General features: G+C 72.5%; 16 protein-coding genes. 7 read left to right on the top strand and 9 right to left on the bottom strand.

Going from position 1 to position 14753, the window contains the following annotated elements; translation table 11 throughout:
- Nucleotides 1-57 precede the first annotated feature (57 nt).
- Entirely contained in the window at nucleotides 58-921 is an 864-nt protein-coding gene (locus tag IPT68_RS32545) for an Fpg/Nei family DNA glycosylase (RefSeq protein ID WP_189700137.1), read from the top strand.
- A gap of 752 nt (nucleotides 922-1673) precedes the next feature.
- Complete coding sequence (locus IPT68_RS32555) at nucleotides 1674-2510, top strand: SigB/SigF/SigG family RNA polymerase sigma factor (protein WP_189700136.1); 837 nt, start codon at nucleotides 1674-1676, stop codon at nucleotides 2508-2510.
- Nucleotides 2511-2607: 97 nt separating this feature from the next.
- Here the strand turns inward: IPT68_RS32555 and IPT68_RS32560 are convergent, their stop codons facing one another.
- The 3 genes from IPT68_RS32560 to IPT68_RS32570 all read right to left on the bottom strand — a co-directional run bounded on the left by IPT68_RS32560 (nucleotide 2608) and on the right by IPT68_RS32570 (nucleotide 4661).
- Complete coding sequence (locus IPT68_RS32560; protein WP_189700135.1) at nucleotides 2608-3258, bottom strand: zf-HC2 domain-containing protein; 651 nt, start codon at nucleotides 3256-3258, stop codon at nucleotides 2608-2610.
- Between the two features lie 207 nt (nucleotides 3259-3465).
- Complete coding sequence (locus tag IPT68_RS32565) at nucleotides 3466-3981, bottom strand: hypothetical protein (protein WP_189700134.1); 516 nt, start codon at nucleotides 3979-3981, stop codon at nucleotides 3466-3468.
- Nucleotides 3982-4115: 134 nt separating this feature from the next.
- The gene (locus tag IPT68_RS32570; protein WP_189700133.1) at nucleotides 4116-4661 is read right to left on the bottom strand and encodes a sigma-70 family RNA polymerase sigma factor; all 546 of its coding nucleotides are present in this window, start codon (nucleotides 4659-4661) and stop codon (nucleotides 4116-4118) included.
- Between the two features lie 212 nt (nucleotides 4662-4873).
- Here IPT68_RS32570 and IPT68_RS32575 point away from each other — a divergent pair, with 212 nt between their 5' ends.
- Nucleotides 4874-6043, top strand: coding sequence for a CapA family protein (locus tag IPT68_RS32575; RefSeq protein ID WP_189700132.1), 1170 nt, complete (start codon nucleotides 4874-4876; stop codon nucleotides 6041-6043).
- An 8-nt stretch (nucleotides 6044-6051) separates the two neighbouring features.
- On the opposite strand, the gene IPT68_RS32580 is transcribed toward IPT68_RS32575, so the two are convergent.
- Nucleotides 6052-6423, bottom strand: a complete 372-nt coding sequence (locus tag IPT68_RS32580) for a MarR family winged helix-turn-helix transcriptional regulator (protein ID WP_228040653.1) — start codon at nucleotides 6421-6423, stop codon at nucleotides 6052-6054.
- Here IPT68_RS32580 and IPT68_RS34470 point away from each other — a divergent pair.
- Nucleotides 6352-6630: an alpha/beta fold hydrolase gene (locus IPT68_RS34470; RefSeq protein ID WP_228040749.1), complete on the top strand. Its 279-nt coding sequence runs from the start codon at nucleotides 6352-6354 to the stop codon at nucleotides 6628-6630. The two genes, IPT68_RS32580 and IPT68_RS34470, sit on opposite strands and share 72 nt — an antisense overlap.
- Nucleotides 6631-6637: 7 nt before the next feature.
- Here the strand turns inward: IPT68_RS34470 and IPT68_RS32585 are convergent, their stop codons facing one another.
- Complete coding sequence (locus IPT68_RS32585) at nucleotides 6638-8050, bottom strand: amino acid permease (RefSeq protein ID WP_189700130.1); 1413 nt, start codon at nucleotides 8048-8050, stop codon at nucleotides 6638-6640.
- Nucleotides 8051-8136: 86 nt separating this feature from the next.
- Nucleotides 8137-8598 carry a universal stress protein gene (locus tag IPT68_RS32590; protein ID WP_189700129.1) on the bottom strand — a complete coding sequence of 154 codons (462 nt, stop codon included), beginning with the start codon at nucleotides 8596-8598 and terminating at the stop codon, nucleotides 8137-8139.
- Between the two features lie 282 nt (nucleotides 8599-8880).
- Between IPT68_RS32590 and IPT68_RS32595 the strand changes: the two genes are divergently transcribed.
- Nucleotides 8881-9714 carry a polysaccharide deacetylase family protein gene (locus tag IPT68_RS32595; protein ID WP_194074035.1) on the top strand — a complete coding sequence of 278 codons (834 nt, stop codon included), beginning with the start codon at nucleotides 8881-8883 and terminating at the stop codon, nucleotides 9712-9714.
- 30 nt (nucleotides 9715-9744) lie between these two features.
- On the opposite strand, the gene IPT68_RS32600 is transcribed toward IPT68_RS32595, so the two are convergent.
- Nucleotides 9745-10407 carry a class F sortase gene (locus IPT68_RS32600; protein WP_189700128.1) on the bottom strand — a complete coding sequence of 221 codons (663 nt, stop codon included), beginning with the start codon at nucleotides 10405-10407 and terminating at the stop codon, nucleotides 9745-9747.
- Between the two features lie 335 nt (nucleotides 10408-10742).
- Between IPT68_RS32600 and IPT68_RS32605 the strand changes: the two genes are divergently transcribed.
- Nucleotides 10743-11228 carry a hypothetical protein gene (locus IPT68_RS32605; RefSeq protein WP_189700127.1) on the top strand — a complete coding sequence of 162 codons (486 nt, stop codon included), beginning with the start codon at nucleotides 10743-10745 and terminating at the stop codon, nucleotides 11226-11228.
- Nucleotides 11229-11834: 606 nt separating this feature from the next.
- Here the strand turns inward: IPT68_RS32605 and IPT68_RS32610 are convergent.
- Together IPT68_RS32610 and IPT68_RS34695 are read right to left on the bottom strand one after the other, a co-directional pair.
- Nucleotides 11835-12599: a bestrophin-like domain gene (locus tag IPT68_RS32610; RefSeq protein ID WP_189700126.1), complete on the bottom strand. Its 765-nt coding sequence runs from the start codon at nucleotides 12597-12599 to the stop codon at nucleotides 11835-11837.
- Between the two features lie 16 nt (nucleotides 12600-12615).
- Nucleotides 12616-12744: a hypothetical protein gene (locus tag IPT68_RS34695; protein WP_265583864.1), complete on the bottom strand. Its 129-nt coding sequence runs from the start codon at nucleotides 12742-12744 to the stop codon at nucleotides 12616-12618.
- An 878-nt stretch (nucleotides 12745-13622) separates the two neighbouring features.
- On the opposite strand from IPT68_RS34695, the gene IPT68_RS32620 reads away from it, so the two are divergent.
- Entirely contained in the window at nucleotides 13623-14600 is a 978-nt protein-coding gene (locus IPT68_RS32620; protein WP_189700124.1) for an SCO0930 family lipoprotein, read from the top strand.
- Nucleotides 14601-14753: the final 153 nt, after the last annotated feature.

The raw sequence follows: 14753 nt of genomic DNA on the forward strand, positions 1-14753 counted from the left end.
CGGCCTTGCGTGCCGGGAACATCGGGCACTGTCGGTCCCGGATGGCACTCTGGACGTATGCCGGAACTGCCCGAGGTCGAAGCGCTGAAGGACTTCCTGACCGACCACCTCGTCGGTCACGAGATCGTGCGCGCGCTGCCGGTCGCGATCAGCGTGCTGAAGACGTACGACCCACCGCTGACGGCCCTCGAGGGCCACCAGGTCGTGGCCGTGCGCCGGTACGGCAAGTTCCTCGACGTCGAGACGGACGGCGGCGCGCACCTGGTGACCCACCTGGCCCGCGCGGGCTGGCTCCAGTGGAAGGACCGCCTCCCCGACGGCCCGCCCCGCCCCGGCAAGGGCCCCCTGGCACTGCGCGTCGCCCTGGAGACCGGCGCGGGCTTCGACCTCACCGAGGCCGGCACGCAGAAGCGGCTCGCGGTGTACGTCGTGGCGGATCCGCAGCAGGTCCCCGGCGTGGCCCGGCTCGGCCCCGACCCGCTCGCCGACGACTTCGACGAGGCCCGCCTCGCCGCGCTGCTCCGGGACGAGCGCCGTCAGCTCAAGGGCGCGCTGCGCGACCAGAGCCTGATCGCCGGTGTCGGCAACGCCTACAGCGACGAGATCCTGCACGCGGCGAAGATGTCGCCCTTCAAGCTGGCCGCGTCCCTCACACCCGAGGAGACCCGCAGACTGTACGAGGCGCTGCGCACGACGCTCACCGACGCCGTCGAGCGTTCGCGGGGCCTGGCGGCCGGACGGCTCAAGGCCGAGAAGAAGAGCGGCCTGCGGGTGCACGGACGCACCGGCGAACCCTGCCCGGTGTGCGGCGACACCATCCGCGAGGTCTCCTTCAGCGACTCCTCGCTGCAGTACTGCCCGACCTGCCAGACCGGCGGCAAGCCGCTTGCCGACCGCAGGCTGTCCCGGCTGCTGAAGTGACCGGTCAGCGGGCCGGCGGCCCCACTCGCCCCGCACGATCGTCGCGTCGTCCCGGAGTCGGCCGGGCTGGGCGTCGAGCATCGAGTGGATCAGCTGGCGCAGCGTCTCCGGTGCCGGTTCACCGGCGGCGGTCGCCCGGATGACGTAGTCGGCGAACTGCTCCGGGCCGAAGAGGTCGCCGTTCCGGGTCCGCCCTCGGTGTCGCCGTCGGTGTACAGCAGCACCCGGTCGCCGGGCTTCAGCGCGATCTCGTGGACCTGACGGGACCGCCCGGCCGGCATCGACGGTATCCCCATCGGCGGATCGGCCTCCCGCCCATCGCGTCGACGAGCAGCCGCTGGTCCCGGATCAGCAGGGGTGCCGGGTGCCCGCAGTCGCTCCGGCGCAGCACACCCCGCTGGCCAGGTCCAGCTGGGTGAGCGCGGCAGATCGGCGCCGGTGCGCCGCGCGTTGCGGCAGGCGGCCGGCGACACGGCCGTGGTCAGTCCCGACGCCAGGTCGTGGCCCATGGCGTCGAGGACTGCTGCGTGCAGGGCGGTCTCGGTGAGGGCGCCCGGCGCCTGCCCGCCGACGGGGGCGGGCCGACGGCGAGGCTGGCCCGGCGGCCGCCGCCGCGCCCGTGAGGGTCCGACTCACCAAGGTCCCGCCCGATAGGGGACCAAAGTCCCGAATACGGACAAGGGGGTCCCGGGCAGAGAGGGTCGGTAGGAAACGAACGCCACACCGGACCGAAAGGCTTCGAGGACCACACGATGACGACTGCCGTCACCACAGCCCCGGCCGAGACCGTCGCCCGCCCGGCACGCGACGCCCCCGACACCGCGGTCGCCTTCCGCCGGCTGGCCGTCCTGCCCGACGGCCTGGAGAAGGAGCGGGTGCAGGAGGAGGTGCTTCGGGCATGGCTGCCGATGGCCCACCGGATCGCCTGGCGCTACCGGGACCGGGGGGAGAGCACCGACGACCTGCGGCAGGTCGCCGCGCTCGGACTGCTCAAGGCGATCCGCCGGTTCGATCCGGCGAGGGGCCCCTTCGAGCCGTTCGCGATACCCACGATCAGGGGTGAGCTGCGCCGCCACTTCCGCGACCGGATGTGGGACGTGCGGGTGCCCCGCCGGGTCCAGGAACTGCGCAACACGGTGCGGGCCGCCTACGTCGACCTGGCCAACGTCCCGGGCAGCCCTCGGCCCACTGTCACCCAGCTGGCCCACCGCACCGGCCTGGACGAGGAGCAGGTGCGCGAAGGCATGGCGGCCCTGGAGAGCTACAGCGCCTTGTCCCTGGACGCGGCGAACGGCGACACCGGCGGCGATGCCGACGCCGACGGGCCGAGCCTGGCCGACCTCATGGGGGAACCCGACGACGGGTTCCAGCTCGTCGTCGACCGCGAGAGCGTCAAGGACGCGGTACGGCGGCTGCCGCAGCGCGAGCGCGCCATCCTCTACCTGCGGTTCTTCGAGGACTGGACCCAGCGCCGGATCGCCGAGCGCATGGGCATCTCCCAGATGCACGTCTCCCGCCTGCTCACCCAGACGTGCGCCCGCATCCGCGACGAGACGCTGCAGATGGCGGAGGCCGGTGGACGCTGCTGAGGCGCGGCGTCGGGAGCCGCTCCCGGGCCGGCGTCGCGTGCCGTTCGCCGGCCGGCGTCAGCGGGGCCCGTGTCCCGCAACACTTCCCCGGCAGGTGTCAGTGGGCGTCCAGCGTCACCAGGCGTTCGCCGGCCGTCGTCCGTACCTCGTAGCGGTCGATCTGGTCGGGGTGCAGGGCGGTGGCGCCCCGCATGGTGTTGGAGCGGGCGTCGTGCCGGGGGACGGTCCAGTTGGTTGCCGTCTCCTCCGAGCCGTCCCCGCCGATCGCGACCAGTCGGCAGGCCCGGGGTCCGGCGGCGTCCTTCACCTCCAGCACCAGCTTGCTGCCCCAGGGCGCGTCCTCGCTGGTGACCTGGGCCCACACGCCCGAGCGCTCGTCCGTGGCCGAGACGCGCACCGCCCGCTCCCCGCCCTCGGCCACCATCGCGATCACGGGCCCCGCCACGGCGCACACCACCGCGGCGGCCACGGCGAGCAGCCGCAGCCGGCGTCCCGCCCGACGCCGCGCCGCGACCTCGCCGAGCAGCCGGTCCAGCAGTCGCGGCCCGGGCCCCGCCAGGGGATGCACCGCGCGCGGGGTGGCCCGTCGGTAGAGCAGCAACTGCCGTGCCGTGGGGCCGAACTCGGTGACCTGCAAGGAGCACTGAGGGCACTCCATGAGGTGGTCCTCGAAACGGAAGGCGTCCGCCTCCTCCAGCACGCCGAGCGCGTACGCGCCGACGTCGCGATGCCTCTCCAGGGACCTCATGCCGAATCCTCGTGCCGTTGGGTGCGGGTGGGGTTACTCGTTGCTCCCACCTGTACGCACACGGCAGCGGAATCACTCAAGCCCGCCGCAGAATCGCAACCAAGGGGTTCGGAGCGGCCGGCCCCGGGGATTGGTCGGATTCCCGACGAATCCCGGAAGGGCCCGCCGGACGCCCGGAGCAGGCCTGGCGCGACCCCGCGGGACCGGTCAGAAGAGGTGGATGGCCAGGTGCCCCAGCGGCAGCCCCAGCTGCCACGCCGGAGTCCACACCTTCGGTCCGTCGTCCTCGCCCACCGGCGCGCCGCCGCCCGGCACGGCGTTCAGGTCGGGCGCGAGCAGCTCGGTCTCCTCCAGCCAGCGCCAGGCCGCCTCCGCCAGCTCCAGGTCCGGCGCGGGCCCGCCGGCCTCCACCGCCTCGGTGGCCACCTGCGCCATCCGGTCGCGCACCCAGTCCTGCCAGGGCTGGTCGTAGGCCGTCAGCGACAGCCAGGTCTCCAGCTGGGAGACGACCCGGATGCCCGAGAGCTCGCCGTCGGTGTCGGACAGGAAGATCGTCAGTGCCAGGGCGTCCCGCCCGGCGCGGAACTCGAAGGACGTCGGCGGCATCAGGTCGCCGGTCCGCAGCAGTTCGTCGGCGATGTACTCGGCGTACAACCAGGCCATGGGAACGGTGAGTTCACCGCCCCCTGTGCCGCCCGTACTCTGTTGACCTCTGTGCTGCATCCCTTCCTGCCTTCCTCCGGTGGTACGCGTCGCCCGACCCCGGCTCCCCGTCCGGAACACGGATGAGGACAGCCGATTACTCAACCGGGGTCTTCAGCAAGGCGCTTTACGGAGGTTTGACTCTGCTGTCGGTTTCACCGCAGGTCGGCCGCGTATCCAGGAAGCACCCGACGCAGGGCGCGCAGCGCGTAGAACGCCCGGGACTTCACGGTACCGGGCGGAATGCCGAGGGCCTGAGCGGCTTCCGCCACACTCGCCCCCTGGAAGTACACCAGCACCAGGACTTCACGATGTTCCGGCGTGAGTGTCTTCACAGCCTCGCGCACGTCGACGGTGGCGGCCGACCGCTCGGCGTGATCGGCGCACACCCGGGCGTTCTCCAGGACCGCGTCGCCGACCTCGGGCGGGCGGGCCTGCCGGGCCCGCCGGGCGTCGATCGCGAGCCGCCGGGCCACGGTCAGCAGCCAGGGCCGTACGGACTCGAAGGCGTCGGCGCGCAGCGCCTCGGGATGCTGCCAGGCGCGTACGAGGGTCTCCTGGACCAGGTCCTCGGCGCGCTGCCGGTCGCCGTCGCAGAGCCTGAGCAGCAGGGCGAAGAGCGGTCGGCCGTGCTCCCGCTGGAGCGCGGCGAGTTCGTGCTCGGCGGTCGTCCCGCCCGTGATGGTGGTTCCGGCCGTCATGGCCGTATGGCATCGCAGGGGGCGGTTTCGGGACAGGGACCGCGCACGGCGGTGCGACGGACGGTCGAACGCGTCGGCGAACGGTGCGACGAACGGTCCGCCTCGCCCGCTCGGGCGACGCGGACGGGTTAAAGGGGCCCCTGAGGCTGTTTGCGGTCGTGTTCAACTTCGTACCTATTTGTGTGGATATACGACCGTACTGGGGTGAGCTGATGATCGTACGCATCGCACGCAGACGACAGGTGGCCCTGGCCCTGACCGTTCTGCTCGCGGCGGCCGCCGCCTGCCAGGCCCGCGACGAGGAGCCCGTCGCGCGCACGGCCGGCCCGCCGGCCTCCGCGAGCGTCGGAGCCCGCGCCTTCACCCTCGTCGCCTCCGGCGGCGTCCTGCCGCACACGTCCGCCATCGAGCAGGCCCGCTTCGACGCCGGCGGCGTGGGCCACGACTTCCGGCCCATGCTGGCCGCCGTGCAACCCCTCGTCTCCCGCGCCGATGTGGCCCTGTGTCACCTGGAGACGGTGTTCGGCGAGAACGGCCACTACTCGGGCCCTCCCGTCCTCAAGTCCCCGCCGGAGATCGCCCAGGGCCTCGCCGACACCGGTTACGACGGCTGCGCCACCGCCTCCGACCACAGCCTCGACGACGGCGTCGCGGGCATCCGCCGCACCATGGACACTCTCGACCAGGTCGGTGTCCGGCACGCCGGGACCGCGCGCACCGAGCAGGAGGGGCGCACGGTCACCTTCCTGCCGGCGGGCACGGCGAAGGTCGCCCACGTCGCCTACGCCTTCGGCACCAGGGGGCGCCCGCTTCCCGCCGAGCAGTACTGGGCCGTCAACCTGATCGACGAGGCCCGGATCGTCGCCGACGCCCGGGCCGCCCGGCAGGCCGGCGCGGACGTGGTGGTCGTCTCCCTGCACTGGGGCACGGAGTGGCAGGACGAGCCGGACGAGCGGCAGCTGTCCCTGGCCCGGACCCTCACCGCCGCCACCACCGGCGGCCGCGCCGACATCGACCTCGTCCTCGGTACTCACGCCCACGTCCCGCAGGCGTACGAGAAGGTCAACGGCACCTGGGTGGTCTACGGCATGGGCGACCAGGTCGCCGGCGAGCCGGCCAAGTCCCGGCGCGCTCCCGACCCGCGCGCCAACCAGTCCACCGTCGCCCGTTTCACCTTCGCGCCACCCACCCGCCCCGGCGGCCGCTGGGAGGTGACGAAGGCCGAGTTCATCCCGCAGGTGTTCGACATCGACGCGGGACGGGTGGTCAACCTCAACTCGGCCCTGGCCAGCGGCGCCGACATGGTCGGCGTGCGCGACCGCATCCAGCGGGTCGTCCTCAGCCGGGGCGCGGGACAGGACGGGCTGGTGATGGGGGAGTAGCCCGGTGGTCAGTTGACGTCGACGTGGTCGAACAGCTTCAGCATTTCGCCCAGCACCCGTACACAGGCGCGCACGTCGGCGTCCGTCAACTCGCCCCCGACCTCGCGCAGCACGGTGTGCTCGCGGGCGACGACGGCGGTGATCGCCGCGCGGCCCTGGGCCGTGAGCCGGATCAGCGACGACCGCTGGTGCGCCGGATTGGGGATGCTCTCCACCAGGCCGCGCGCCGCGGCGTCGTTGACCATCCGCTGCACGAACTGCCGGCTGATGGCCTGCGCGCGGCCCATCTGCGGGACGGTCATCGGCCCGTGCTTGTGCAGCAGGTCCAGTACGGCGCGCACGCCGACCGACAGCCCCTCGACGGCCTCCCCCTGCTCCACCTTGCGCTGGACGCGCCGGTAGAGCGGGACGGCGGCCTGGAACCCGCCGACCTGCTCGCCGCGGCCGAGCGGCCGGCCGGCACCGTCACGGACGGCCGCTCGGTCACCGTCGACGGCACCGGCCACTACCCCCACCTGGAGAAGCCGGAAGTCTTCACCAAGACCCTGCTGGACTTCCTCCGCGGCCTTCCGGGCCCGCCGTTCTGATCACGCCCTACGCGCCGGCCAGCTTCGAGTGCCGGTACGAGTAGGCGAAGTAGATCACCAGGCCCAGCGCGAACCACACGGCGAAGCGGGCCCAGGTCTGCCACTGCAGGAACGTGATCAGCCAGACCGAGAAGAGGACACCCACCGCCGGCACGAACGGCATCCACGGCGTGCGGAAGCTACGCGGCAGATCGGGCTGCCGGTAGCGCAGCACGATCACCGCGATGCACACCACCACGAACGCCAGCAGAATCCCGATGTTGGTCAGCTCGGCCGCCTCGCCGATCGGCAGGAACCCGGCGATGACGGCCGACGCCACCCCCGCGATCCATGTCACCCGCGTCGGCACGTGGCGGGTCGGGTGCGTCTTCGCGAACCACTTCGGCAGCAACCCGTCCCGGGACATCGAGAACCACACACGGGTGACGCCCAGCAGGAACGTGAACATCACCGTGAGGATGCCGATGATCGCGCCCACCGCGATCACGTTCGCCAGGCGATCGAGTCCCACCGACTCGAACGCCGTGGAGAAGCCGCTCTCCGGGTCGATCTCCGTGTACTTCTGCATGCCCGTCAGCACCAGGCACGCCGCCACGTACAGCACCATCGAGATCGCCAGCGAGTAGATGATCGCCTTCGGCATGTGCCGCTGCGCGTCCTTCGACTCCTCGGCCGCCGTGGACATGGCGTCGTAGCCGAAGACCGCGAAGAAGACGGTGGCCGCACCGGTGAACGCCCCGCCGAGACCGTACGGGAAGAACGGGTTGTAGTTCGCCGTGTCGATGTAGAACACGCCGACGCCGATGACCAGCAGCACCACCAGCACCTTCAGCACGACCACCACCATCTCGAAGCGGGCCGCGTTCTTGATGCCGAGGTTCAGCAGGTAGGCGATGAACAGGCACAGCACCGCCGCGAAGAGGTCGACCTGGTGCCCCGGACCGGTGCCGGGCGCGCCCAGCATCCAGCTCGGCAGGTCGGCGCCCAACTGATTGATCAGGAAGTTGAAGTAGCCGGAGATGCCGATCGCGACCACCGCCACGATCGCCGTGTACTCCAGCAGCAGGTCCCAGCCGATGAACCAGCCCACCAGCTCGCCGAGGACCGCGTAGCCGTACGTGTAGGCGGAACCCGCCTTCGGGATGAGCCCCGCGAACTCGGCGTACGACAGCGCCGCCGCCGCGCTCGCCACGCCGGCGATGAGGAAGGACACGAGGACCGCAGGCCCGGCCGTGCCGTTGGCCACGGCGCCGGCGAGGGTGAAGATGCCCGCGCCGATGATGCCGCCGACACCGATCGCGGTCAGCTGCCACAGCCCCAGCGACCGCTCGAGCCGGGGCCCCTCGACGACTTCCGTCTCTTCGATGTGCTCGATGGGTTTGCGGCGGAGAACTCCCTCGCCCATGCGGAGCGGGGCCATGCGCCTCACCTCTTCGCGATCGCCAAACGGCTGACGGCGGATCATGATGACTCAGTCAGGCACCCGAGCAAAGACGCCACGCACCGCTACGGCACGACTGTCACCGGCCAGCGTCCCGCTTTCACCAGCCGGATCGCCACCGAGCCGACGATCCGGTGGCCGGCCTGCTCGGAGGCGCCCACCACCACGGCGTCGGCCTTGAGCTCGTCCGCCGCCTTCACCAGCCCGCTGTAGGGGTCGCCGCGGAAGGTGTGGAACTCCCACCGCACGTCGAACATCCCCTTGACGCGTTCGGTCGCGTCCCGGATCTGCGCCACCAGATCCTCGGCGATCTCGTCGGTGGTCGCCGCGACGGGTGCCCCGAAGGCCGCGCCCGCCGCCAGCACGGGCTGCACGTACACGAGTGCCAGCAGTGCGCGCTGCCGCCGGGCCAGGCCGGTGGCGTAGGCCGCGGCGCGCAGCGAGGAGTCGGAGCCGTCCACGCCCACCACGATGACCTTCGGCCCGTCCGTGCCGCGCTCGAACTGGTGCGAGTGCTGTTCCGTCACGTCCCGAGGCTATCGGAAGGCACACCTCCGCCCGCCGGTCGGGAGCCCTCGGGCCGGCTCCCCGGGGTCGGCCGGGCCGCGGGCCCGGGCGTCCAGGGCCGGGCGGCCTGTGGGGTCGGTGCGATCGTCCCGCAACGGCCGGGGTGAGGACCCGTCCGTGGGAGACCGGGCCCGCTGGGCCGCCGCTCAGGTCGCCGTGGGCGTCGGCCGCCCGGGTGCTTTCCTGCCGCCGCGCCGGTGGCGCTGTGGTGGGTCGGGGGTGGGTGGGGCGACTGATGAGTCATGAAGAAGGATCAGTTGCTCACCCGTCGACGGGCGTTGATCGCCGGAGTCGGGGTCCTGGGTGGGGCCGGCGCCGCCGGTCTGCTGACGCGGGGGACGGGCGGCGAGGCCGGACCGTCCGCCGCCCCCGCCCCCGGCCCCCCGGCGCGCCGCCCGCTCAAGCCCTCCGCCTACCGCCTGCAGCCCCTGGCCGGATACGGCCCGCCGGTCGACTCCGCCGGCACCCCGGTCCGCCGCGAACCCCTGCTGCGCATGACCGGCATCGGCCGCACCATGGTGCTCACCTTCGACGACGGCCCCGACCCGCGCTACACCCCCGACATCCTGAGCACCCTGCGCCAGTACGACGTGCGCGCGATGTTCTTCGTGTGCGGCGAGATGGCCGCCGAGCATCCGGACCTGCTCGCCGAGATGGCCGACGACGGACACGTCGTCGGCAACCACACCTGGTCCCACCCCCTCCTCACCGGCCTGACCCGCGGACGCATCCGAGCCGAGATGGAACGCACCAGCGAGATCGTCGAGAAGGCGTACGGCGAACGCCCGCTGTGGTTCCGCGCCCCCTACGGCGCCTGGAACCGCGCCGCCTTCCAGCTCGGCGCCGAACTCGGCATGGAACCCCTCGCCTGGACCGTCGACACCCTCGACTGGACCGAGCCCGGCACCCGCACCATCGTCGACCGGGTGGAGGGCGGCGCCGGCCCCGGCGTCGTGGTCCTCGCGCACGACGCCGGGGGCGACCGCTCGCAGAGCGTGTGGGCGCTGCGCGACTATCTGCCCCACCTGCTGGACGCCGGCTACCACATCACCGTGCCGCGCCGGTACCAGGTGTGAACGGCGGCCGCCCGCCCGGTCGGGGCGCGCTCAGCGCACCTCGACCAGGCGGGCGAAGACGACGACGTTCCCGTCGTAGCCGTTCTGCGCGGAGAAACCACCGCCGCAGGTGATGACCCGCAATTCCGGGACGCCCTTGGAACCGTAGACACGGTCTCCGGGGAAATCGTTCTTCGCGAACACCTCGACGCCGTAGATCTCGAACACGGCCGTCTTCCTGTCCTGCCGAACGACCTCCACCCGGTTTCCGCGTTTCAGCGCACCGAGGCCGTAGAACACGGCGGGACCCCGAAGGTTGTCGACATGACCGACGACCACGGCGGTGCCCTTCTCGCCGGGTGACACGGCACCGGTGAACCAGCCCGCCAGATTGGGGTCTTCCGGGGGCGGAGCGTCCACCCAGCCCTCGGCGTCCAGACCGACCGACGTCATGGGCGCGTCGACCTGGATCGCGGGAATCCGAATCCAGCCGGGCACGGAGTACGGCAGCGCCGGCGGGGTGTTCGCGGGCGTGCCCGTGGTGTCGCGGGTGTCCGCGGCCGCCGCCGACGCGGGCTGCGGCGGACCCACGTCGAACTCTCCGGAGCCGTTGCGGATGAGTGCGAGTCCGGTCAGCAGAACAAGCGCTATCACGCCCCATGGGGCACGCTTCCGCCGCGGCTCCTCCTCTTCCTCCAGTTCGGGAAAAGGCATGGTGTCATCCCCTCTCGACGCGGCCGTCGCCACGTCATTCAGCGCACGGGAGAACGCTAAGACCCCAGCGGGAAACCGGCGACGGGAGAGATACGAACGGGTGGTCCCGGCCCCGGCGGGGTGCGCCATCCGAGTTGCCGCGCGGAGATATTTTCTGACGGTCCGTGACCTGCGGCGATATCCGATGGTGCGGTGGTCTTCCGGTGTGTCGACTCACCGGTACGGACCATCGCCGACATGCGAGTCGGTGCATGGCAACTGAGGGTTTTGCCGGGAGACGCTTTCTCGCCGATCGACCGGGGACTGGCCCCGGGGCGTCTTCCGCGGAGGATGACATGCGCAACTCTCGTGCCCTGGCGGTCTGCGCCGCGGCAGCCGCCGTACTCGGGGCCGCGGCCCCGGCGGCCGTCGCGGGGAACACCGCGAGCAACATCGTCGCCCTGCCCGGCGTCATCGCCCGCGGGGGCCAGATGACGGTCACCGTGAACGGCTGCCCGAGGGGCGGCACCATGAGCTCCGAGGCCTTCTCCACGGCCACGCTGTCACCGATCAACGGCACCGACCCGATCGCGCGGGGCCAGGCGACGATCGACAGCGACGCCCGCCCCGGCACCTACGACATCAGCGTGTACTGCTCGGGCCGACGGCTGACCCGTCCGAACGCCTTCACCGTCATCGGCGGTGTCCGGGGCGGCCTCGGCGGCAGCAGTTCCACCGGGGCGACGCCGACCGACATGGCCATCGGCGGCGGTCTGGTGGCCGCGGCCGTCATCGGCGGCGGCGTGTTCTGGCTGCGCCACCGCTCCGAGAAGCACGCCTGACGCGCCGCCCCGCGCCTGGAGAGCCGATCGCACGTACGGGCGTTCGCCCCGGAGCCCAGGAGGTTCCGGGGCCGACGTCATGTGCGGTGGGCTGCCGTCGTCATGAGCGTGCGCAGCGCCCGCGACCGCCGCACGCTGCGCCGGTGGCGCACCCGTCGCGTCACCGGCGGGGTCGATCGGGACGCCGAGCCCGAGCCGCGGCCGACGCGGGGGCACCCGCTCGTCCGCCGACGTCCTGAGGGGTTCGGCACGGCCGCGTAGGCCGCGGCCGGGGATCTCGCGGGGCCGGGCGGCGGAAGCGGTCAGCGCGACGGCGACGAAGCTCAGCAGCGCTGCCGCGGCGACGCATATGGCGCGCATGTGGATCCTCCGCTCCCGAGGAGCAACTGCGGACCTTCGTGCCGCTCGTGCCGTGAATGCACCTCGATGACCGAAACGCTAGGAAGCGGCGCGCCGAAGCGCGATCGCAGTCGTGCGAACGGGGCAACCGCGTGGGCCGCCCGGGGGACGGCGTTGCTGTCGCCGGGGGACGGCGGCGGCGTGCCGCACGTCCCCGGCGGCCCGCGGTGAGCGGACGCGGGCCCCGACGCCTCCCGGGCAGGCGCGTCAGCCCCTGGCGTTCGGGAAGAGATCCAGGAACGGCTCGTACGAGGCCGCGACCCCGCGGCTGTAGGGCGAGTCGAAGTCCCAGATCAAGAAGAGCAGGAAGGCGATCAGCGCGGAGAACAGCACGGCGAGGAGCAGCTCGCGCGGGGTGCGCCGGATCTGCAGGGCGAGGATCATCCCGACGGTGATCACGGCTCCGGCGATCAGCCCGAACCACACCACGCCGGGCATGGTCGGCCCGGTCGAGTCCGCCCGCGCGTGGCGCGCCCGGTCCGCCTCGGCCACCTGGTCGACGAGCGGCTGGTAGGCCTGGGCCTCGAAGTCGCTCCTCGGCTCGTAGTCGGTGACGGTCGCGCGCACCTGGTCCAGCAGCTCGGTGCCGCGCTCGGTGACCTTGCCCTGGTCGGTCATCGCCTTCCACTCGGTGGTGACGACGTGTCCGACATAGGTGTTGACATCCTCCCGAATGTGGTCACGTACCTCGGGCGGATAGACGCGGACGCGTTCCGTGATCTCGTGCAGCGCCTGGGCCTCCGCCCGCACGTGGTCCTGGGCGACGCTGCGCGCCTCCCAGACGCCGGCGATGGCCAGACCGAGCACGATGGCGTACACCACGCCGATCCACATCGTCATGTACTCGATGACGTCCGGCGTCTCGGAGGGATCCTCGTCCTCGGACGCCGCACGGTGCCGTAGCAGGGTGATGAGGACCACCAGGGCGCAGGCGGCCAGCATCGCGAGGGTGAGAACAAGCCATTCCGGCAACGGATGCCTCCAGGGATCAGCGCGGACGCAGCGCGGCGACGGCGAGCAGCGCGGGCACGGTGATGAGCAGGACGTAGGTGACCGGCGACTGGCCGCTCCGCGACTGCCGGTTGCGCGGCGGGGTGCGGTAGCGCGGGTAGCTCACCGGCGTCACGGTCGGGCGGGGGGTCGGCTCGGCCGACGGGGACGGGGACGGGGACGGGGTCGGCGTCGGTGCCGGCGGGGGAGCCGGTGCCGGCGGGGGTGCGGGGGCCGGCCGCGGGGGTGCGGGGGCCGGCCGCGGGGGTGCGGGCCTGGGCGGTGGCTCGGGCCTGGGCGGTGGCTCGGGCCGCTGGGTGGGCGTGGGTTTCGGCGGGGGTGAGGGCGTGGGCTTCGGGGGAGGGGGCGGTGGCGGAGGTGGGGGCGGGGTCGGTTTCGGAGGCGGTGTCGGTGTCGGACTGGGTGGGGGAGTGGGGCTCGGGCACGTCAGGGGAAGGACTCCCCCCTGCCCCGAGAGCTCGGGGGAGGGCCACGTCCGGTTCCCCGCGATCGCCACCGCCTCCGTGCCGCCCGGCCCGGTCGACGCGTAGGCGCAGGCGTCGGCCACCGCCACCCCGGCCGGGGCGCCGACGAGCGCCGCGGTCAGTGCGACCAGGACCAACATCGGTGCGCGGGCGGGCGATTGGGTCGGTTCGGAACCATGCACGACGGAGATCATGAGGCTTCCCGGGCGGCCACACGCCCGCGTGCCGGGGGATTGCCCCGAACGGGGGAAAGGGGCGCCACGGGGTTTGATCGTCGGCGGGTCGGGCGCCCGCCCACCCGGACGTGCATGCGAGCGACGGCCGGCGGGAGTCCCGGGCTCCGGTCGCGGGCGCGGACCACGTACCCCCGGGTCACAGGTGCGCGCCGCGGCCCCCGCCACGGTTCCCGGAAAGAAATCCCCGGTCCGGTTGAACACAACCGGCGTCCGCGTGCGTACCCATGGTCGTGCGGCGGCGCAGCAGGGCGCTGCAATACCCTTGCGAATATGGGGAGTTGACAATGAAGACCTCCTGGCGGAGCGCCTCGCTCGTGGCGAGCGCCGCGGCCGTGCTGGCGCTGACGACGGCGTGCGGTCAGGAAAGCGGCAGCCAGTCGGCCAGCCAGAACGTGGGCGCCACGGCTCCGGCCGGCGGCTACGGAGGCACCGGGCTCGGCACCAACGCCGGCACCGGCACCGGCACCGGCGCCGGTGCCGCGGCCGGCGAGCAGAACGCCGGGGCGCAGGCCGCCCCCGCGGGCACGCTGTCGGTCGCCTCCAACGCGGAGCTCGGGAAGGTGGTGACCGACGGCGGCGGGCGTACCCTCTACCGGTTCGACCAGGACACCGCCGAACCGCCCAAGACGAACTGCGAGGGCGACTGCGCGACCGCCTGGCCCCCGGTCCCCGCCGACGACGCCGCCGCGGGCGAGGGCATCGACGAGTCGCTGCTCGGCGAGGTCACCCGCCCCGACGGCACCAAGCAGCTGACCATCGGGGGCTGGCCGGCGTACCGCTATGCGAAGGACGTCAACCCCGGCGACACCAAGGGCCAGGGAGTGGGCGGGACTTGGTACGCGCTGGCACCCGACGGCAAGAAGGCCGCGCTGAAGGACCTGCCCGGACTGTCCACCCGTGACGACCCGGAACTCGGCGAGATCGTCGTCGACAAGAACGGCCACACCGTCTACCGGTTCACGAAGGACTCCCAGTGGCCGATGAAGACCGCGTGCACCGGCGCGTGCCTGGACAAGTGGCCCGTCGTCGCACCGGTCGACGCGAAGGACACCAAGGGCATCGACCTTCAGGGCTCCACCCCCAACCGGGGTTACGTCGTCTTCGACCGCCCCGACGGCATCGAGCAGCAGACCATCGACTGCATCCCGATCTACACCTTCGCCGGTGACAAGGAGCCCGGTGACACCAACGGTCAGGGCGTGGGCGGCACATGGTTCGCCATACGTTCCGACGGCAAGCCGGTCGGCGCGCCCGCGCAGTAACGCAAGACAGGACCTCCCCCCTGGTTCGCACCCCGGCGCACGACCCGGCGGTCCGCTTCCCGCGCAACCACGCGGGAAGCGGACCGCCTTCGCCGTGCCGCAATGGGATTCGTCAGCATGCACCGAGAGATCATCGCGGCACGTGCCGCAGGC

It is taken from the genome of Streptomyces chromofuscus (assembly GCF_015160875.1).
GTDB classification, from domain to species: domain Bacteria; phylum Actinomycetota; class Actinomycetes; order Streptomycetales; family Streptomycetaceae; genus Streptomyces; species Streptomyces chromofuscus.